The organism is Patescibacteria group bacterium, assembly GCA_041665585.1.
Taxonomy (GTDB): Bacteria; Patescibacteriota; Gracilibacteria; order JAHISY01; family JAHISY01; genus JAHISY01.
Map to the genome: position 1 here is coordinate 138,541 of JBAYIN010000003.1, position 20,086 is coordinate 158,626.

19 protein-coding genes and 1 tRNA gene are annotated in these 20,086 nt (G+C 49.8%); 10 read left to right on the plus strand and 10 right to left on the minus strand.

Going from position 1 to position 20,086, the window contains the following annotated elements; all coding sequences use genetic code 11:
* Positions 1 to 111 precede the first annotated feature (111 nt).
* The 6 genes from WCV72_02890 to gyrA all read left to right on the plus strand — a co-directional run bounded on the left by WCV72_02890 (position 112) and on the right by gyrA (position 7,586).
* Complete coding sequence (locus WCV72_02890; GenBank protein ID MFA6458310.1) at positions 112 to 1,287, plus strand: aminotransferase class I/II-fold pyridoxal phosphate-dependent enzyme; 1,176 nt, start codon at positions 112 to 114, stop codon at positions 1,285 to 1,287.
* Complete coding sequence (locus tag WCV72_02895) at positions 1,287 to 1,502, plus strand: hypothetical protein (protein MFA6458311.1); 216 nt, start codon at positions 1,287 to 1,289, stop codon at positions 1,500 to 1,502. Before WCV72_02890 ends, WCV72_02895 begins: the two co-directional genes overlap by 1 nt.
* Positions 1,499 to 2,212: an RsmE family RNA methyltransferase gene (locus WCV72_02900; GenBank protein MFA6458312.1), complete on the plus strand. Its 714-nt coding sequence runs from the start codon at positions 1,499 to 1,501 to the stop codon at positions 2,210 to 2,212. The genes WCV72_02895 and WCV72_02900 overlap by 4 nt, the downstream gene beginning before the upstream one ends.
* 156 nt (positions 2,213 to 2,368) lie before the next feature.
* On the plus strand, positions 2,369 to 4,060 hold the full coding sequence (locus WCV72_02905) for a prephenate dehydrogenase/arogenate dehydrogenase family protein (GenBank protein MFA6458313.1): 1,692 nt from the start codon (positions 2,369 to 2,371) through the stop codon (positions 4,058 to 4,060).
* A 396-nt stretch (positions 4,061 to 4,456) separates the two neighbouring features.
* On the plus strand, positions 4,457 to 4,720 hold the full coding sequence (gene rpsO / locus WCV72_02910; GenBank protein MFA6458314.1) for a 30S ribosomal protein S15: 264 nt from the start codon (positions 4,457 to 4,459) through the stop codon (positions 4,718 to 4,720).
* Between the two features lie 55 nt (positions 4,721 to 4,775).
* Positions 4,776 to 7,586 (plus strand): DNA gyrase subunit A, encoded by a 2,811-nt coding sequence (gyrA, locus tag WCV72_02915; protein ID MFA6458315.1) that lies wholly within the window; start codon positions 4,776 to 4,778, stop codon positions 7,584 to 7,586.
* 6 nt (positions 7,587 to 7,592) lie between these two features.
* On the opposite strand, the gene WCV72_02920 is transcribed toward gyrA, so the two are convergent.
* Positions 7,593 to 7,916 carry a hypothetical protein gene (locus WCV72_02920; protein ID MFA6458316.1) on the minus strand — a complete coding sequence of 108 codons (324 nt, stop codon included), beginning with the start codon at positions 7,914 to 7,916 and terminating at the stop codon, positions 7,593 to 7,595.
* 112 nt (positions 7,917 to 8,028) lie between these two features.
* Here WCV72_02920 and uppS point away from each other — a divergent pair, with 112 nt between their 5' ends.
* Together uppS and WCV72_02930 are read left to right on the plus strand one after the other, a co-directional pair.
* A complete protein-coding gene (gene uppS, locus WCV72_02925) occupies positions 8,029 to 8,706 on the plus strand; it encodes a polyprenyl diphosphate synthase (GenBank protein ID MFA6458317.1) in 678 nt (225 codons plus the stop codon).
* Positions 8,703 to 9,131: a MazG nucleotide pyrophosphohydrolase domain-containing protein gene (locus WCV72_02930; protein ID MFA6458318.1), complete on the plus strand. Its 429-nt coding sequence runs from the start codon at positions 8,703 to 8,705 to the stop codon at positions 9,129 to 9,131. The genes uppS and WCV72_02930 overlap by 4 nt, the downstream gene beginning before the upstream one ends.
* Here the strand turns inward: WCV72_02930 and WCV72_02935 are convergent.
* The 3 genes from WCV72_02935 to uvrC are packed head-to-tail and all read right to left on the minus strand — an operon-like array spanning position 9,070 to position 13,001.
* On the minus strand, positions 9,070 to 10,062 hold the full coding sequence (locus WCV72_02935) for a peptidoglycan bridge formation glycyltransferase FemA/FemB family protein (GenBank protein ID MFA6458319.1): 993 nt from the start codon (positions 10,060 to 10,062) through the stop codon (positions 9,070 to 9,072). The two genes, WCV72_02930 and WCV72_02935, sit on opposite strands and share 62 nt — an antisense overlap.
* A 9-nt stretch (positions 10,063 to 10,071) precedes the next feature.
* A complete protein-coding gene (locus WCV72_02940; GenBank protein MFA6458320.1) occupies positions 10,072 to 10,851 on the minus strand; it encodes a GGDEF domain-containing protein in 780 nt (259 codons plus the stop codon).
* A gap of 14 nt (positions 10,852 to 10,865) precedes the next feature.
* Positions 10,866 to 13,001 carry an excinuclease ABC subunit UvrC gene (gene uvrC, locus WCV72_02945; GenBank protein ID MFA6458321.1) on the minus strand — a complete coding sequence of 712 codons (2,136 nt, stop codon included), beginning with the start codon at positions 12,999 to 13,001 and terminating at the stop codon, positions 10,866 to 10,868.
* Positions 13,002 to 13,036: 35 nt separating this feature from the next.
* Here uvrC and WCV72_02950 point away from each other — a divergent pair, with 35 nt between their 5' ends.
* The gene (locus WCV72_02950) at positions 13,037 to 13,930 is read left to right on the plus strand and encodes a hypothetical protein (protein ID MFA6458322.1); all 894 of its coding nucleotides are present in this window, start codon (positions 13,037 to 13,039) and stop codon (positions 13,928 to 13,930) included.
* Here WCV72_02950 and WCV72_02955 read toward each other — a convergent pair.
* The gene (locus WCV72_02955) at positions 13,902 to 14,435 is read right to left on the minus strand and encodes a hypothetical protein (protein ID MFA6458323.1); all 534 of its coding nucleotides are present in this window, start codon (positions 14,433 to 14,435) and stop codon (positions 13,902 to 13,904) included. The two genes, WCV72_02950 and WCV72_02955, sit on opposite strands and share 29 nt — an antisense overlap.
* Before the next feature lie 61 nt (positions 14,436 to 14,496).
* On the opposite strand from WCV72_02955, the gene WCV72_02960 reads away from it, so the two are divergent.
* A tRNA-Val gene (locus WCV72_02960) sits at positions 14,497 to 14,573 on the plus strand.
* 290 nt (positions 14,574 to 14,863) lie between these two features.
* Here WCV72_02960 and WCV72_02965 read toward each other — a convergent pair.
* The 5 genes from WCV72_02965 to pheT are packed head-to-tail and all read right to left on the minus strand — an operon-like array spanning position 14,864 to position 20,053.
* Entirely contained in the window at positions 14,864 to 16,246 is a 1,383-nt protein-coding gene (locus WCV72_02965; protein MFA6458324.1) for an MBL fold metallo-hydrolase, read from the minus strand.
* Between the two features lies 1 nt (position 16,247).
* On the minus strand, positions 16,248 to 16,706 hold the full coding sequence (locus tag WCV72_02970; protein MFA6458325.1) for a hypothetical protein: 459 nt from the start codon (positions 16,704 to 16,706) through the stop codon (positions 16,248 to 16,250).
* 2 nt (positions 16,707 to 16,708) lie between these two features.
* Complete coding sequence (locus WCV72_02975) at positions 16,709 to 16,960, minus strand: hypothetical protein (protein ID MFA6458326.1); 252 nt, start codon at positions 16,958 to 16,960, stop codon at positions 16,709 to 16,711.
* 55 nt (positions 16,961 to 17,015) lie between these two features.
* Positions 17,016 to 17,639, minus strand: coding sequence for an ATP-dependent Clp endopeptidase proteolytic subunit ClpP (gene clpP / locus WCV72_02980; protein ID MFA6458327.1), 624 nt, complete (start codon positions 17,637 to 17,639; stop codon positions 17,016 to 17,018).
* 56 nt (positions 17,640 to 17,695) lie between these two features.
* Positions 17,696 to 20,053 carry a phenylalanine--tRNA ligase subunit beta gene (gene pheT / locus WCV72_02985; GenBank protein MFA6458328.1) on the minus strand — a complete coding sequence of 786 codons (2,358 nt, stop codon included), beginning with the start codon at positions 20,051 to 20,053 and terminating at the stop codon, positions 17,696 to 17,698.
* Between the last annotated feature and the right edge of the window lie 33 nt (positions 20,054 to 20,086).

The window sequence follows — 20,086 nt, forward strand, 5'->3', positions numbered from 1 at the left end:
GAAGATTTAAGATTGAAAAAATTAAATCTTATTTCTTATTCCTCAAAATCTTACTTCTTACAAACTTAATCCTTAATCCTTAGTTCTTAGTTCTTAATCCTTACTCCTTAAATGCAACTTTCCAAAAGAATCGCGACTCTCTCCGGCTACCCTTTCGCTGAGCTGGATAAAATTATTACAAAGCTTAAAAGTGAAGGCATCGAGCCGATCACTTTCGGCGTCGGCGACCCCGCCGATCCCACGCCGGAATTCATCCGTGAAGCGACGAAAAAAGCGGTCGACGATTTCGCGGCAGCCGGTTATCCGAGCTACATCGGATCAAGCGAATTTCGCGACGGCATCGCGCAATGGTTCACGAAAAGATTCGGAGTCGAGCTAAATATCGCAACTGAAATCGCCAGCTCTATCGGCGGAAAAGAAGCGATTTTTAATTTTCCACTTGCCTTCGTGGATGCGGGCGACATCGTGCTGATCCCGACGCCGGGTTATCCGCCCTACGCGCGCGGCACGGAATTCGCCGGCGGAAAACCCTATTTTTTACCACTTTTAGCTGAAAACGATTTTTTAATCGACTTCGCGAAAATTCCGAAAGCCATCGCGCAAAAGGCGAAAATTCTTTGGCTGAATTATCCGAATTCGCCGACAGGCAGAAATGCGACTGATGAATTTTACCGCGAGGCGGTTGAGTTTTGCCGCGAGAATGAAATTATTTTAGCAAGCGATCTCGCCTACTCGGAAATTTATTTCGACGCCAAACCGAAATCAATTCTGGAATTCGCGCGTGAAGGCGTGATTGAATTTCACTCACTCTCGAAGCGCAGTCGCATGACCGGCTACCGCGTCGGCTTCGTCGTCGGCGATCCGGAAATTGTGAGCGCATTTAAAAAAGTGAAAACGAATATCGACTCCGGCACGCCAAATTTTTTGCAAGCCGCCGCCATCGCCGCACTCACGGACGAGCAACATGTCGAGCAATCAATCGCCGAATACCGCGAAAAACGCGATATTTTGAGCGCAGCGCTCGCCTCCGTCGGACTCGAAAAAGCGCAGACCGAAGCGACTTTTTACATTTGGCAAAAAGTACCAAGCGGAATGACGAGCGAGGAATTCGCGAAGAAATTACTGGATCCAAAAATCGCGGTCGTCGCGACACCCGGCAGCTGGATCTCAGACAAAACCGAAAATGGTGAAAATCCCGGCGAAGGCTTCGTCCGCTTCGCGCTCGTCCCGACCGTCGCACAAGTCCGCGAAGCCGCCGAGCGAATTCGTAATAATTTGAAAATTTGATGAATCTTCAGAAGCTCAGCTCGGAAACAATCGTCGCAAAACTCGAGAAAAACAAATCGCGCCAGTTTACTGAAGCCGCCCACGCCGAAATGATGCGTCGTTTCGTCTCAGCCAGCGAGCAAAATTCCAAAAGAATTTTTTGGTTGACCGTGACAATCGTCGGTCTGACCACAATCAATCTCCTCCTCACAATTTTAAATTTTCTGAAAATTTGAATCGCTTCTTCGTCCCAGCCGGCTCAATCGTCGATACAGATTTCGTCCTGCGCAATCCGGAAACTGTTTTTCAAATCGCGAAGGTTTTGCGCGCGAAAATCGGCGAAAAAATAATCCTGCTCGACAATTCCGGCTACGAATTTCCGGCGGAAATCGAGGCAATTTCCAGGAAGGAAATCAATTTAAAAATTTTGGAGCAGCGCGAAAATCTCGCCGAACCGGATTTGCGCATCAACCTTTTTCAGGCTTTGCCGAATTCGATTGCGAAATTCGAGGAGATTTTGAAACACGCGACCGAAGTCGGCATCGCGAATTTTTTCCCGATAATTTCCGAGCGCAGTGAATTGCGCAAATTGCGGAACCCCGAACGGCTCGTGAAAATTTTGACTGAGGCGACTGAGCAATCCGAACGCGGACGCATTCCGGAGCTCGCCGAGCCGGTGAAATTTGGGAAAATTTGGGACGAGCCGCCCGCCGGGCTGAATCTCGTCGCCGACAGTTTCACGCGCGAGCCGCTTTTGAAAGATTTTTTCCCGGAAATTCAGGAAGTTGCGACGACCAATATCTTTGTCGGACCGGAAGGCGGCTTTAGTGAAAAGGAAATTTTGATTGCGCGAAAATTCGACGCGCAGACTTTTTCGCTCGGACCGCGCATCTTGCGGACCGAAACCGCGGGAGTCGCCATCGCGAGCGCGATTTTTTTCGGGTAAAAATAAGAAATCCCAAACCGCAAATCCCAATTTTAAAATAATATCGAAACTCCAATTTCGAATTTGGAGTTTGAAATTTATTTGGGATTTGGATTTTGGAGTTTGGAAATTTTCACAATCCACAAATCTCGCCGTTTTTTAAGTTAAAATTTACCTATGCAAAAATTACCCATTATCGGAATCATCGGCGGCCGCGGAATTTTGGGAAAAATTTTCCGGGCGAATTTCGCAGCAGCCGGATTCGAAGTTTTGGTCGCGGGACGCAAGCCGGATGGTCGCGAAATTTTGACGACGGACGAATTGATTCGACGATCGGACATCGTCATCGTCTCAGTTTTTTTGAGTGAAACGGAAAAAGTGTTGCGTGCAATCGTGCCGAAGATGCGCGCGAACCAATTGCTCGCTGACTTCACGAGTGTGAAAGAAATGCCTGTAAAAATAATGCGCGCAGCGAAATCGGAAGTCGTCGGATTGCATCCGATGTTCGGAGAAGTCGCAAGTTTGCGTGGCAAAAATATTTTCGCGGTTGTCGCTCGCGGCGGAAAATTGTGGAAAATCCTCCGGCAAAATCTCGCGGACTTCGGTCTCAAGATTCATGAAGTCTCCGCCGAAAAACACGACGAACTCGCCGCGCTGCACCAATCCGCAGCGCACCTGCTCGCGCTCACCTTCGCCCAGATTTTACGGAAAAACAAAATCGCGCCAGAGAAAATTTTTGAGATTGCCTCGCCTTCGACCCAGCTCTTCTTGCTCACAACCGGACGAATTCTCGGGCAAAATCTCGAAATGTACGCCGACATTTCGCTCGCCAATCCGAAAGCAGCGAAAACGATTCGCGAGCTGGCAGAAATCCTGAATGAACTCGCCACAGCGGTCGAGATGAAAAATCGCGCCAAACTACTTGCTAATTTCGAAGCCGCCGCGAAATTCTTCGGCAAATGGAGCGAATTCGCGAACACCGAGAGTAGTCGGATTTTCGAAAGTTTAGCCCCCCAAACACAAGTGAAAAAAACACAACTAAAAACTTTTCCGAAAAATTCAATTGGAATTTTGGGAAAAAACACCCAAACCGAGCTCGCCGCAAAAGATTTTTTATTTCTTCATCATGTCTTAAAGGGTGCACATCTTTTAAGCTTTTCAACAATTTCAGAAATCTTTGCGAAGGTATCAACCACGAATCATATGAAATTTGGATTCGTACCTCTCGAAAATTCAACCGTCGGACTTGTTCGAGAAACAATGTTGAATCTTTTTGAGAGCAACGGAAAAATCCGAATTTTGGCAGAATTTGAAAAAAAGATTGAGCATGCCCTTCTAGCTCCCAAAAAATTAAAGCTTACAACCATCGAAAAAGTCTTTGCTCATCCGCAAGCTGCCGCGCAATCAGCGAAATTTTTAGCACAAAAACTACCACATGCAGAAATAATCGCAGTCGAAAACGCCGGCCGGGCACTCGGACTTGCCCAAACTTCTCCAAACTCAGCAGCCATTACTGCAGCAGAATTTGCAAAAAATGGGTTCAAAATCCTCGCGAAAAATATCGAGGATTCGAAAGAAAACAAAACTCGCTTCGTCGCAATTGGTAAAAACAATATCCTTTCTTCAAAAAATTCGAAAAAATCGGCGATTGCCTTCTTCTTCCGTGAAAATCGCGCCGGTCAGCTGGCTGCCGCTTTGAATATTTTTGCCGCACAGAAAATAAATCTCGCCCGACTCGAAAGCATTCCGACTGCGAAAAAACGCGGTGAATTCTTTTTCTTCATCGAAGTCGAACGCACAAAAAATTTGCCCGCCGCACTAACGCAATTACAGAAAATCGCGAATGTCGTCGAACTCGGCAGCTACTGACAAGAATCTCAAACTAATAGAATTTTCGAATTTTCAATGTTCCGCGGAATAATTTTTAATTCTTAATTTTGTAATTTTTAAATAAATTTCAATTTCTAATTTTTAAAAATTTGGATTTAGGACTTATTTATAAAATTAAAAATTGTAAAAATTAAAAAATTGGCAGACTCCCGCAAGTTCACGACGCTAAATCTCCCCAACCCTGCCTACCGGCAGGCATGCCCTCTTTACGAAAGAGGGGCTTTTCAATCTCCATCCATGTTCCAAGTTCGATGCTTTATGTTCCATGCTGCGTGTGTTTGGCGGCAGAAAATTTTTACGCTAGAATCTCGGCAATTCGGGCTTCTGCGGCATTCGAAATTCGGTGCGGCGGTCGGAAGATTTAATCCCCAGTCAATGAAACACGACGAAAAAAAAGCGGCTTTCGCCACGCACGGTCGCCACGCGAAAGACACCGGCTCGCCGGAAGTGCAGGTCGCGATCATCACGCACCGCATCACGCAGCTCACCGACCATCTCAAAATTCACAAGAAAGACGAACATTCCCGCCGCGGACTTTTGATGCTCGTCGGCAAACGCCGCAAGCTTTTGAATTATCTGAAAATGCGCCAGCGCAAAATTTACGACGAGATCGTCGCGAAGCTCGGCTTGCGCAAATAAATTCGTGATTTTTGCTGTAAAATGAGCAAAATCATTGTTTTAAAACTTTTTCAATTTGGCTGAGGAAAACGACCAGAACGCAGAAAATTTGGAGGAAGATGCCGCCGCGAATTCAGAAAACGCGAGCGGACTCACTGCGCCCAATGACGGCGCACCGACGCGCGAAGTCGTCGAGGAAATGCAAAAAAGCTACCTCGATTACGCGATGTCGGTCATCGTCTCGCGCGCGCTTCCCGATGTCCGCGATGGACTGAAACCCGTGCACCGCCGCATTCTTTTCGTGATGCACGAGATGGGACTCCGCGCGAATGCGAAATTCAAGAAAAGCGCGAATGTCGTCGGTGAAGTGCTTGGTAAATACCACCCGCACGGCGATTCGTCAGTCTACGGAGCGATGGTGCGCATGGCGCAAGATTTCGCGATGCGCTATCAGCTCGTGAATGGTCAAGGTAACTTCGGCTCGATCGACGGTGACTCGGCTGCGGCTTATCGATACACCGAAGCGAAAATGCGCAAAATTACGGAGGAATTGCTCGCCGACATCGACAGGGAAACTGTCGACTGGCGCGACAATTACGATGCCAGCCGCAAAGAACCGAGTGTTCTCCCGACGCGTCTGCCAGTCTTACTTTTGAATGGTACAGTCGGAATCGCCGTCGGCATGGCGACGAATATTCCGCCGCATAATTTGAGCGAACTGATCGACGGGACAGTGCACATCATCGACAATCCGGAATGCGAGATCAGCGAATTGATGGAATTTATCAAAGGTCCGGACTTCCCGACCGGCGGCGTGATTTACAATAAAAAAGCCGTCCTCGAAGCTTATTCGACCGGGCGTGGCTCGATTCCCTGCCGCGGCGTCGCGAAGATCGAGGAAGGTCGCGCGGGCAAGCCGATGATTGTGATTACGGAAATTCCGTATCAGGTGAACAAAGCGAATCTCGTCATCAAAATCGCCGACCTCGTGAAAGACAAGAAGCTCGTCGGCATCACGGACATCCGCGACGAATCGACGCGCGAAGGTATCCGCGTCGTGATTGAGCTGAAAAAAGATTCCTATCCGAACAAGATCCTCAATCAGCTTTACAAGCTCACCGAGCTGCAAGGCAATTTCAATGTGAACATGATCGCGTTGACCGATCGTGGTTTGCAGCCGCACTTGCTGAATCTGAAGCAAGTGCTGGAGCATTTCATCGAGCACCGCATCGAGGTCGTCACGCGACGGACCGAATACGATCTGCGTGTCGCAAGAGATCGTGCCCACATCCTCGAAGGTCTGAAGCTCGCGCTCGACCACATCGACGCTGTCATCACGACCATTCGCAAGTCGAAAACCCGAGAAGATGCGCACGCGGCTTTGATGAAGCAATTCAAGCTCTCGGACGCGCAAGCGAAAGCGATTCTGGAAATGCGCCTGCAAGCGCTCGCCGGTCTGGAACGCCAGAAAATCGAAGATGAATTGAAGGAGAAATATAAATTAATCAAATATCTCGAGAGCCTGCTCGCCGACAAGAAGAAATTGATGGGCGTGATCAAGACTGAGCTCGCCGAAATCAAGGAGAAGTACGCGGACGAACGCCGCACGAAAGTGCTCGTACGCGATATCGGTGAATTCAGCGCGAAAGACACCATTCCAAATGAGGAAATGGTCATCATGCTCACGACGGAAAATTATCTGAAGCGCGTCGCGCCCAATTCATTCCGTGCGCAAAAACGCGGTGGCATGGGTGTCATCGGTCTCACGACGAAAGAAGAAGACGAGGTGAAAATCATTCGCCACGCGAAGAATCACGACGATGTGATGTTCTTCACGAATACCGGACGCGTGTTCCGCTTGCCGGTCTACGAAATTCCGCAGGCGACGCGCCAAGCGAAAGGCACTGCCATCGCGAATTTGATTCAAACGCAAAACGGCGAATACATCACCGCGATGCGCGTGCTCCGCGAAGGCACGGAAGAAGCCAAGCAGTTTTTGTTCTTCTGCACGAAAGACGGAACTGTGAAAAAAACACCAATGCCGGACTTCGCGAATGTGCGTAAATCCGGACTGATTGCGATCAAATTGAATCCGAACGACGAGCTCAGCTGGGTCAAAGGCACGAATGGCGCGAGTGAAATCGTGATCGTCTCGCACGAAGGCAAATGCTGCCGCTTCACAGAAAAAGATGTACGCGCGATGGGACGCGCGGCGGCTGGTGTCCGCGGCATCAAGCTCGGCACGAATGATCGTGTCGTCGAAATGGATGTCGTCGTCGATCCGACGAAAGAAAAGCTTTTGACCGTCACTGAAAAAGGTCTCGGCAAAGCTTCACTGATTTCCGAATACCGCATGACGCATCGTGGCGCGGGCGGCGTGAAGACTGTCAATGTCACGGCGAAGACCGGCAAAGTCGTCGGCGCGAAAGTTTTGCAACCAAATCTCGATGCCGATTTGATTTTGATTTCGAAACGCGGACAGACGATTCGCATGGATGTGAATTCGATTCCGATGCGCGGGCGGGCGACCCAGGGTGTGATTCTGATGCGTGTGAAAAATGATTCCGTCGCGAGCGTTTCCCTGCTGGAGAAAAATCCCGAAGCGATTCAGGAAGCGATTGAGGAAATCTCCGGTGCCGTGGACAAAGTTTTGAATGGTCCGGCGAAAAAAGCTGAAGCACCGAAAATTTCCGTCGATGAGGCCGTCGTGAAGATGGAGCAAACTGCCGAAAAAGCTGATTTGTCCAAACTGCTGAAAGCCGCACAAAAAGATGGTGCCGCGCAAAAAGCTGAGAAAAAGCCTACCTCTGCAAAAACGGAGAGCCAGAATAAAAAGGATAAGGCTGGAAGAGCCGCAATTAAGAAAGCGGTGAAAAAGCGAAAATAGGAAAACCTATTTGACGACTTTCAAACCTCTAAGTTCTAATTGAGCTTGCTTAGCCGACTTCGCTAACTTTTTCCAGTCTTCCGGTTTTCTGGGCACAGACCTGCCGCCCAACGCGCACAATTCAGCAACAGCTTGGGGATCAAAAAATCCAAAAGCTGATTCCCACTTCTCTGGACTCATTCCTGTATTAGGGTTTTCAAGCTCAACTGCTTTAGCCGCAGCCAACGCCGCTTCATCTTCAGGAGTTACAAAAGGCTCAATTAAACGCCTAAGTCTCGAAATAAACTGGAGATAAAACAGCCCAATCCGACCTGATTCTTGTTCACGCATGTTTCGATACTAAATGATAAAATCGTATCTGTCAAGCACGATTAACCAAGACAGAAGCAATAGCTGAGTATGGCTTTTGCAATGTTAAAATCACTCTGTCTGCAGTCCTAATTTGCACTTAAATTCTTTTCATCTCGCGATCATCCTCGACGGCAATCGCCGCTGGGCGCAAAAACGCGGTCTGCCTCGCCTGCTCGGTCATCGCCGCGGCGTGGAGAATTTGCGGAAACTCCTGCCAGTTTTCATCGCGAGTGGCATCACCCACCTCACGGCTTACGCGCTCTCGACCGAGAATTTGCGGGAACGCAATACCACTGAACTCAAAAACCTTTTTCAGCTGATTGAAAAATTTGCCAAGGACGACAAGATTTTTTTTGAACATGAAATCCGGCTCGAAGTTTTTGGCGAGCTGAAAAATTTTCCCAGCTCGACGAAGAAGGCTCTGCAAAATCTAATTGCCAAAACGCATAAACACGAAAAATTGGTACTCAATCTCGCGCTCGGTTACGGCAGCCGCGCCGAAATCATCCGCGCCGCCAATGCTTTAATTAAAGCCGGAAAACGCGCGACGGAGAAAAATTTTTCCCAAGAATTATTTTCCAGTGATCAGCCCGAACCGGATTTACTAATCCGCACGGGCGGAACGAAAAGATTGTCGAATTTTTTACTTTGGCAGCTCGCTTACGCCGAACTTTTTTTCTCGGAAAAAATGTGGCCGGAATTCGATGCTGCCGAATTGGAAAAAGCGCTAGAGTTTTTCCGCGCGCAACAGCGTAATTTTGGCAAATGAAACAATTTGAAAAACTGCTCACGCTGGCAAAAAAATTGCGCTCCCCGACCGGCTGTCCCTGGGACCGCAAACAGACGATTCGCTCGCTCGCCGAAAGCCTCGAAGAAGAGGCGGACGAGGTTTTGGTAGCGATTAAAAAGGGCGATGCTCTGAACCTAGAAGAAGAACTCGGCGATTTACTTTTCAATATCGTCATGATTACGACGATTGCGAGTGAGGAAAAGAAATTTAGAATGTCCGGAGTCTTGCGGAAAATCGAGCAGAAAATCATCGCGCGGCACAGCTGGGTTTTCGGCAAAGACGCGAAAAAGGTCAAAACTGCCGAAGACGCTTTGCGACTCTGGCGTGAGAATAAGGAAAAAATTAAGGCCGCAAAAATTTCGCAAGCCGAAAAAGCGCGTAAAAAAACGGTCGGAAAACGATAAGTCGTGGCTCGGGATATTCAACCGTTTCTCCACCGAACTTTTTTTTGAAATCTGAAACGCCCGCCAGATGATGCTTGACGGAATTTTGCGGCGCGACACCGAGGAAATCGTAAAAGCGACAGCCGCGTTTTTTGGCTATTTTCATAGCTTCAAATTGGATCAAGTACGGTGCCATCAAATTGCGAAATTCGTGATCGCTCGCACCGAAATAGTAAGTCGCCGTGTCACCGGCGAAAGTGACGAGAATCGCCGCGAGCGGTTTGGAAGCTTGGCGCGCCGTGAGTAGTGCGCAATTTTCCCCAAGCTGCTCGAGCAATTTGGCGTAAAAACTTTTGGGATGACCGGAGAATCCATCGCGCGTCGTAGTCTTCTGCAGCAACGCGAAAAAGGTGTCGACGGATTTTTCAGCGGAAATCTGAACACCGTGCTTCTCAGCCAAGCGAATGTTGTAGCGACCTTTGGGTTTCATTTGCGCCAAAATTTCCGGCTCGGACTGCGCGAGATCGACACGAATCGTCGCGAGCGGATAATTTTCCTCACGCGCCTTGCGCAATTTCGGCGACGCGAAACCGGAATTTTGTTGGAAATCGAAGCGCGCAAAAATCGCTTTTTGTTCTCGCGCGAACTTCGTAATTTCCGCAATCAGTAAATCTAAAATTTTTGTTCCATGCTCCATACTCCATGCTTCATGAAAAAGTGGAGCGCGTGGAATTTCTAGGCGCGTCAGCCCCAGCGGCAATTTCCTGACGAAAACTTGCGCGAACGCAACGACTTTTTTCTGCTCGAAAACGACGAAGCGCAAACTGGCGACGCCCAAACTTTTTTGGAAACGCGCCCACAGCGGAGTCTGCTGAACCGGCAAAAAATTTTGGGCAGCGAGAAATTCCTGAATTTGAGGACTTTCCAAATTCGCGATGCGAATAACTTCCATTCTTAGATTTTAGCAGCAGCCCGCTTCCCCGAAAATTGCGCTCGCGTTTTTGCCGTTTTGCTTCGAGAAATACATCGCTTTGTCGGCAAAATGCACGAGCTGTTCCGGCGAGATAATTTTCGGATTCGGCACGAGCGCACCGCCCAGACTCGCGGTGATTTGAATTTTTTGTTCACCGAGATCAAATCGCTTGGCGGCAATTTTGCGCCGAATTTTCTCCATCATTTTTCTCAGACCGCCGACTGTATTCGGTTTTTCGAAAAAGATAATCGTGAATTCCTCGCCGCCGTAGCGCGAAATAATATCGACATCGCGCAAATTTTCCCGGAGCAAGTCAGCGATGCCGCGCAAAACAATATCACCACCGCGATGTCCGAAAGTGTCATTCACGCTTTTAAAATTATCGAGATCAATCATCACACACGCCAAAGCATGCTGATAACGCTCGAAACGCTCCCACTCTTTTTCCAGCTGGTGCTCGAAATAACGATGGTTGTAGGCTTTGGTTAGTCCGTCGACCATAGCGAGCTCGCGCATCTTGTGCGTTCGCGCTTCCAGCTCGCGCGTGTAAATCGCGTGATTCACGATAATCTTACGCACTGCCCAGCCCGAAAGCAGCAAACTGCCGACCAATAAAACAGCCACGAAATAAATGAAGCTCGACATTTCCGCAGCGCAAACCAGGCGCATGTCCCGCAAGTGCCAAAGCAAAAGTATGATGACGGCGAGACCAATTAATCCGCTTATCCAAAAACCAATCCGGTAGCGTAAATCTTTGGAGATTGTCACGCGATAATTTTAAACTATTTTTTCCAGGAGTTTTGCAATTTTTCGCGCAAGGAATTGGCGAAGCGGTGCGCCTCGTCACGAATTCGTTGGAGCAAAAAAAGCGCGAGTGAATCACGCGGCAAAATTATTTTTTCAAATTTACCGTCGCGCAAGCGAAAAATTTCTTCGTACTTTTTCGCCAGTCCGACGACCGCGACACTCGGTGGAAATTGAACTTTTTTGAGCACCGCGGAAAGCTGACCCTTGCCACCGTCCAGTACGACGAGCTGCGGCGACTGCGCGAAGGAAGGATCCTGCACCGCAGTCCGCCGTTCCCACACCATGAAAATCTGCTCGGAAAATGGCGACTCTGGATTACGCGAACAAAATTCACGCAAGCTTTTTTCGAGAAAAATAGGCACTTTGCGAATTTCCTGAAAACCGATTTCAGCATAATAGTCGGCGAGCTGAGCCGGACAATTGAGATAAACTTTTTTGGCTTTCGTCTTGCGGAGTAGCTCCCGCACGACGCGCTGACCGAGCCGCTGACCGCGATACTTCGCATCGACCCACACGCCGTAAAGCCCGAAAATCTGCTCGGCTTTCCACTCGTGAATTTGGGCGTGCGCGACGACTTTGCCGGCGCATTCGGCGACGAGAAAATCGGATTGCTTGGAGAGCGGCGCACCCGTCGTGAAATCGCAGAGTTTCGACTTGGCGAGAATTTCCGTGTCCGCTTTTTTGGCGCGACGGATTTTGCAGCCCGGCAAACTCTGTGGAATCAGGTAATTCATCCGCCGACCGAGCACCTCAGCCAGCGAAGCAAAATCGTCCACCTCGCCTTTTTGGAGTGTGCGAATTTTGAAATGACGGTAATCGGAATTTTTTGGTTCGCCGCGTTCCAGCACGACCATCGCGCCGACCGTCGCATCGCCGGCGAAGTGGGAAATGTCGTAAGCCTCGATGCGCTTGAGTTCATTTGCAATCCCCAAGTGACGCGCCAATTCCGCCGCCGCACCAATCGTCCGCTCAGTCGCGTTCTCGAATTTCGCCTTATTTTGCACGGCGAAAGCGGCAGCGTTTTTTTCCGCCAGCGCGAGCAAATTCGACTTCGCGCCTTTTTGTGGAAACAAAATTTGGACGCGCCCACCGCGCTTTTCCGCCAGCCATTTTTCCAGTGCCGCGGAATTTTCAATCTGAGTCGGCAGTAAAATCTCGGGCGGAACCTCGGTCGAGATGGCGAAAAATTGGGTCAGGAAACTTTCGAGAATCTCGGGTAGCTCGCTCTCGCCGACCGCGAAGACGAAGTTTTTGGCGTCGATAAGTTTGCCCGCACGAATCTGGAGCAGCGCGAAATACGCTTTTTTGAAGTCGATTTTGACACCGACGACATCGCGCGAGACTAAATCAGCCGCGCTCGCGAGTTGGCGCGCGGAGGAATTTTCGATTGCCGTGATTTGATCACGCAGCTGACCCGCCAGCTCGAATTTTTTACCAGCCGCGGCTTGCGCCATTGCGGCACGCAGATTGGCGAGAATTTTGGAGGAATCCCCGGCGAGAAAATCGACGGCGGCAGCGACCTGCTCGGCGTATTTTTCGCGGGAAATTTTGGCAGCACAGGGCGCGGCACAGAAATTGATGTGTGCAAAAAGACAGGGATATTTCAGCGTTTTTTTGCAAACTTCCACGCCGGAATCCGTCGCGCGCAAACCAAGATTGCAGGTGCGTACTTTGAAAAGTTTTTGGACGAGCGCAATCGTCTCGCGCAGCGCCCGCGAATCGGTCTTCGGACCGAAATATTTCGCGCCGTCTTTTTCGATTTTGCGCACCGCGAGAATCTGCGGAAAATCCTCACGCGTAATTTTGAAATAGAGAAAATGCTTGTCGTCACGCAGCAGCGCATTGAACTTCGGCTGAAATTCTTTGACTAAATTCGCTTCGAGCGTGAGTGCTTCGCTCTCGGAATTGGTCTCGATCCATTTCAGATCAGCCGCGACCGCGAGCAAACGCTCGATTTTCGGCGTCTTGGAATTTTTTTGAAAATAGCTTTTAACCCGATTTTTTAAGCTTTTGGCTTTGCCAATGTAAATGATTTTGCCGGTCGCGTCGAAAAATTGATAAACGCCAGGTACACCCGGTAATTTGCGAAGCACATTTTTAATTTTGTCCACGCCTGAATTTTAGCGAAAAGGCTAAAATGATTCGCGTGAAAAATGCACTCGCCGAAACCGTGTGGCAAACAGTTTGCTGGTTTGATGTTTTCGGACAAGCCGCCTCGGTCGAGGAAATTCACCGCTTTTTATTTTGGCAAAAAGCGAGCCTCTCAGCAGTCAAACAGGAATTGAAAAAAGATCCGCGCTTCGGTCACAGCCTGGGCTTTTACTTTTTGCAAGGTCGAGATGCGAGCGTTTTGGCGCGGTGCAGCCGCCAGTTTCAGGCAGAGAAATTGTGGCGCCGCGTCGCCAAACATCTTTTTTTATTGCGTGCGACACCCTTCGTCCGCCTCGCCGCCGTCGGCAACACGCTCGCGATGGGCTGGCCGGAAAAAAATTCCGACATCGACCTCCTCATCGTCGCAGCGAAAAATCGACTTTTCACGACGCGCTTTTTTTTAACTTTTTTGACCCAGATTTTTGGCATGCGGCGCCACGGGCGTAAAGTCGCCGGGCGTTTTTGTCTTTCGTTTTTCCTCGCGGAGGATTCGCTCAATCTGGAAAAATTGGCAATCGGCGCGCAGGACCCATATCTCGCTTTCTGGGCGGCGACACTCGTCCCCCTCCGCGGCGAGGGCGCAGAGTTTTTCGCGGCGAATGTGTGGATCAAAAAATATTTTCCGAATTTGAAACTGCCGACCACCGCACGAAAATTTCGGCGCAAAACTTGGAGCGAGCGCATTTTGGGCGGACGATTTGGTGACCTGCTTGAAAAACTTTTGCGCGACTGGCAGCTCCGACGCGCGCGGCGCAAGCGAAAGAATCTAGGCAAAAATGCGGTCGTGATTGCGGACACCATTTTAAAATTTCACGAAACAGATCAGCGCGAACGCTTCTTGCACGAGTGGCAGGAACGAATCAAGGCAGGCTCAAAAACGAAGCGATGAAATCACGCGCGACGGGGAAATTTTGTGAATCGAGCTCGAATGCCAGCGCGGAATTTTTCACCTGGAGCAAATTGGTCGCGCGATTTTGTTCGAGAAAATAAAACGAATCCGCGCCAAAAACCGCCGGCTGCAAATCGAGCTCTGCAAGTGCGGTACGAATATCGTCGAAGGTAAATTGCGCCGAAAGACGCGCTTCGAAAACCATCAAAAACGGTTGACCCGCAAGATCAATCACGAGACGCGCTGAATCCGCAGGCGCCACGATGCGGTCGAGAAATTTGGGAGTCGTGCCGAATTCGCCAAATTCGAGACTAAAAGCTTTGAGTCGCTGCGCGAAAGTTTCGGAAAGCACGAAAAATGAATCCGCATTTACCCCGAGCTGCACGACATTGCTGAGCAGCGGAACGGTCTCATTTGGTGCGACGGAATTTTTTTGACAACCGGAGAACAGGACGAGAGCACCAAGCGTGATTAAACCGAATCCGAAGCGTACAAAATTTTTCACGCCAAAATTTTAACTCGGTTTGTCCGCACGCGCGTTCACGGTTAAAATTCGCCAACAAAATGGGTGTTTAGCTCAGTTGGTTAGAGCATCTCGTTTACACCGAGAGGGTCGGGGGTTCGAATCCCTCAACACCCACCAAAAAAATGTTCTTTCCCGCCGTGATGGGGAGGGTTATTTTATTTACGCGAATCTCGAAACTAATCCGAGGTTTGAGCTGAGAAAAATTTCGAATTTCGAATTTTAAAACAATTTCAAATTTTCAATTTCGGCTGTTTCAGAATTTTAAATTCGACCTTCAGTCTTGTTTTAAAATTTAAGCTTTAAAATTAAAAATTCCCTCCATGTTTCATGTTTCATGTTTCATGTTCCTGAGTTTCGAGCTTCGAATCCCTGCCTACCGGCAGGCAGGCCTCCACACCCACCAAAATTTAAATCTCAAACGCAATCCCCTCGGCTGGCACGACCGCCTCGATTTTCAATTCATCCCGCGCCCGCGCCGCTAGAAAATCGACGGAAGCCTGCTCGCCGTGGACGCAGATAACTTTTTTCGCGTTGGAGTTTTTGATGTTGTCGAAGAGTTCGCTCCCGCCCGCGTGCGCCGAAAAAGCGTTCAAGATTTTGACCTCACAACGCCGCGCCACCGGCTGACCGAAAATCCGTACTTCGGGAACTTTTTCGACAAGCCGTCGACCGAGCGTATTTTCTGCCTGGAAACCGACAATCAAAACTGAATTCTTCGGATCGGAAATATTATTTTTCAAATGATGGCGAATGCGTCCCGCCTCACACATGCCACTCGCGGAAATGATGATCGCCGGATAGTTGATGAAATTCAGCTCTTTCGAACGCTCGGCTTCGCGCACATATTCGAGTCCTTGCATCGTGAAAGGACCTTTGCCTTTTTCGATGAAATCAGAATATGTCTCGGCATCGTAGCAGTCGCGGTGTTTTTTGAAAATTTCCGTCGCATCCACCGCGAGCGGCGAGTCAACGAAAATCGGTAAATCGAATTTTAATTTTCCGCTCGTGCGTAATTCGTGCAGGACATAAACGATTTCCTGTGTGCGCTCGACGGAGAAAGCCGGAATGATGATTTTGCCGCCGCGTTTCGCCGTCCGCTCGACCACCGCGAGCAGCTCCTCTGAGACTGCCGCGAATTCATCGTGCTCACGATTGCCGTAAGTCGATTCAGTAATAATAACATCGAGATTTTGGAGTTGCGCCGGATCACGGAGAATCGGCAAATGCTTGCGCCCAAGGTCGCCGGTGAAACCGAGGCGTTTTTTGACTCCGCCTTCGGTGAATTCGATTTCGAGCTGCGCCGAGCCGAGAATATGACCGGCTTCGATAAAACGGATCTGCACACCGGGAACCGGCTCGAAAACTTCGTCGTATTTTTTGGTCTGAAAACGCTCCATCGCCGCGAGCGCGTCAGCACGCGTGTAGAGCGGCTCTGGCTTCGGCCAAACTTTGTCCGCGAGAAATTTGGCATCCTGCTCGTGAATGAAAGCCGAATCCTGCAACATGATTTCACACAAATCACGCGTCGCCGGAGTCGCGTAAATCGGCTTCAGAAAACCTTTTTTGACCAAAGTCGGCAGCGAACCCGAATGGTCGATGTGCGCGTGCGAAAGAATGACCGCATCGGCGGAAAGAACTGCTTCGGGAAAATCACGGTTTTTGATGGCGCTTTCTTTGCGGCTGCCTTGGAACAATCCACAGTCGAGCAAAAGTTTTTTGCCATTTTCAAATTCGAGCAAATGCTTGCTGCCCGTCACTCCGCCCGCGCCGCCGAAAGAGGTAAATTTCATTTTAAATTTGGTAAATTAATTTTAAGCCCGCGTGACGCAGTAATTTGAGCTGCCGCCAAAAATAATTTTTTTCATTTTTAAAAATTTTCGGCGAACCAATGTGGACGAAAGATTCGCGGCCGACTTCGAAAAACTCAGCGAGTAAAATTCCGAGAAATGGAATCGTAATGCCAACTAAATCCGCCGCGAGATCGGCGAATTCAGGTATGCCTGTGCCGAAAGCCCCGTCGAGTAATTCTTTGCAAACACCGATCAGAATCGTGTCGCGCAGCGCGAGCGCGAGGGCGACCGCCTCAGACGCGTGCCGCCGAAAAGTGAGTCGCGTCGCGAAAATCAGCGTGAAAAGCAGGAGTGAAATTTTGACATGCGAAGCTTTGTCCGCAGCCAGCCCGAGATCAAGCTGCGAAATCCCAGCAGTGACCAGGAGCAAAATACACGCGAAGAGTAGGTATTTCCGCATTTTTAATGTGATTGGAACTCATCGTAGACGGCTAAAATTTCGAGCGCATTTTTGCGCGCATTGACGCAGAGAATCCGCATCCGCGAGATTAATTCGTCCGGCTGCCACGCGGAATATTCTGCCCGCCAATTTTTGTATTTCACCGAGGCCGCGAAATCCGTCCGTTCCTCGCGTAACTCAAAAGCTTCCAATTCGAGCATGCGGGGCATCTGAACGGGCGCGACTTCGTGAGAAGTGGTTTGGGCAGTGGTCAATTTTGTTTTGGTTTTATTTTTGATTTTTGAGCTTGGGATCTGCGACCGCAGAAAATTATTGACGCTTCGTGACAATCGCGTCGATGAGTCCGAATCTGCCGTATTTTTTGGCATCTTCCGGCGAGAGGAAATTGTCACGATCCGTGTCTTTTTCAATTTGCGCGAGCGAAGCACCCGAGTGCTTGGCGAGAATTTCGTTCAATCTTTTTTTGGTTTTGAGAATGTGATTAGCGTGAATCGCGATATCGCTCGCTTGACCTTCCATGCCACCAAGTGGCTGATGGATCATGATTTCCGCATTCGGCAAAGCGAAGCGTTTACCTTTCGCGCCACCCGCCAAAAGCACTGCCCCCATCGACGCCGCCATGCCGACGCAAACCGTCGAAACATCCGGCTGAATGTACTGCATCGTGTCGTAAATCGCGAGTCCGGCAGTGACATGCCCGCCCGGAGAGTGAATGTAAAGCGTAATGTCTTTCTTCGGATTTTCGTTTTCAAGGAAAAGCAGTTGCGCGATGACATTGTTCGCGACGCCGTCGTCAATCGCGGATCCGAGGAAAACGATGCGGTCTTTCAAAAGCCGCGAGTAGATGTCGTAAGCGCGTTCCCCCATCGGCGACTTTTCGATCACTGTCGGGATGAGGTAGTTCGCAGACGGAGTGGATTTTTTGGAGTGCATTTTTTGGCTTTTTTATCGGGTAAGTTTAGCAAATTTGCGTGTAAATTTCAAGCCCTCTAACTCCGCAATTTTGCGCCAATTGCCGCCAGGTTCGCAACAATTTTTTCGAGAATTTCGGCGACTTCCTGCTCGGCGAGCGTCTTCTCAGTATCGCGAATTTCGAATGAGAAAGCGAGCGACTTCGCGTCAGCGGGAATTTTGTCGCCCTCGTAAATGTCGAAAAGTTGCAAATCCTGAATCTTCGCATCGGCCGCCAAGATCGCATTCTCGACTTCACGAACTGTCTTTTTGCGGTCAACGACAATCGCGAGATCGCGCGGCACACCGGGAAATTTAGGCAATTCCGCAGCCACGACCGGCGGTCGAGCAATCTGCGCCAAAGCATCGAAATCAAGCTCGAGCCAAGACGCGTGCGGCAGCTCAAAATTTTTGGCAATGGCAGGATGTAGCTCCGCGACAACTCCAATCTTCTTGCCGGCAATTTTAATTTCATTGAGCCGACCGGGATGCGCTGCCGCGGGAATCTCCACGGCTTCGCCGAATTCGGTGTTAAATTTCAGACTCGCGAATAATTTTTCCGTGATGCCGCGAATCTTGAGGAAAGGATTTTCCTCACCGACGAGCAAAGCGACTGCGCGATTTTTCTCAGTAAAATCCGGTGCGAAAATCGCAGCGACTTCGAACAGGCGGAAGTTTTTGAAATTGTGAGCATTGCGTGACGCGACTTCAAGCACGCTGCCAAGTAAAGAATCACGGAGAAAACGGTGATCCTCGCTCGGCGGATTTTGCAGCCGCGCCGCATTTTCAGTTGCTTGCTGCGAATGCTGGAGCAGCTTCTCAGAGACCAGAGAAAGCGTCGCAATCTCGTGAAAACCGAAACCGACGAGCGCGTTTTCAATTTCAATTTTGAGCTCGCGGAAATTGGAACGCAGGGGCGGCGTCATGCGGACGAGAGGAAATTCGCTCGGCAAATCACGGAAACCGAGGTGGCGAATCACCTCCTCGATCAAATCAATCTCAATCTCAATATCGCGGCCAGCGCGAAATGACGGCACTTCGACTTTCCAAGCCGCGTCCCCCGCCTTTTGAATTTTGAAACCGAGTCCAGTCAGAATCTTTTCGGCTTGCTCGGCGGAAACTTTTTGACCGAGTTTTTGAGCTAAATTCGCGAGTGAAAAGTCGAGTACTCTCTTCTCCGGCGTGAAATTTTTGACATCAGCTTGAGCGAGAATCATAAGCTCGGGACAAGTCTCGCGCAGAATCTCGACGAAACGCGCGGCTGCCTCCGGCGGCAAATTCGGGTCGAGCCGTTTCTCGAAACGCAGACTCGACTCGCTGCGCAGACCGAAAGCGAGCGAGGTTTTGCGAATCGAAATCGCGTCAAACGACGCCGCCTCGAGCATGATTTCAGTCGAGCTTTCGTCAATCTCGGAATTCGCGCCACCCATCACGCCCGCGAGCGCGAGCGGTTTTTCCGCATCGGCAATTACTAAATTTTCGGGACCAAGCTCTCTCGTCAAACCATCGAGCGTCGTTAATTTTTCGCCCGCCTTCGCCTGGCGGACGATCAACCAACCACCTGCGATTTTTTTGGCATCGAAAGCGTGCAGCGGCTGACCGAGCTCGAGCAGGACGAAATTCGTCGCATCGACGACATTATTAATCGCCCGAATACCGCAACTTTCCAGTCTTGCGCGAATCTTCTGCGGTGACGGCTGAATCTTGATGCCGGAAATTTTGAGCGCGAAATAACGCGAGCAAATCTTCGGCTCGGCGACTTCGCAGTCAAGCTTGGCGGAAACTGCGGGCAGCGCGAGCTGGCGATTTCTTAACCCCCGAGTTAACTCAGGGGTTAACGAGTTGAGCAAAACAGCAATCTCTCGCGCGAAACCAAATTGCCCGAAGAGGTCAGGTCGGTGCGTGATCGCATGATTGTCGATTTCGAAAATCGTGTCTCCGCCAAAAAATTCAGCGAATTGCTGACCGACTGGCGCTGAAGCATCGAGCACGAAAATCCCTTCGGATTTTTCTTTCAGTCCGAGCTCTGCTTCCGAGCAGATCATGCCGCAGCTCTCGACGCCCTTCATTTTGCGTTTCTCGATTTTGAAATTGCCCGGCAAAACTGCGCCAACCAGCGCGACCGGCACTTTCGCGCCTTCGAAAATATTTTGCGCCCCACAAATAATCTGCAGTTTCTCAGCGCCGACATCGACCGTCGTCAGCCGAATCTTGTCCGCACCCGCGACTGGTTCGATTTTGATAATTTGCCCGACGACGATGTGCGGAATCGCACAGCCCGTCGTGCGAATGTGTTCGACTTCGGCGACGCGCTCGGTCAGAATTTCCGCCAAATTTTCCGCGGAAATCTGCGAGAGGTCGACGAAATCCGAAAGCCAGTCGAGCGAAAGAATCACCCCGGGATTTTAGCAAACTTTAATAAAAAGCTT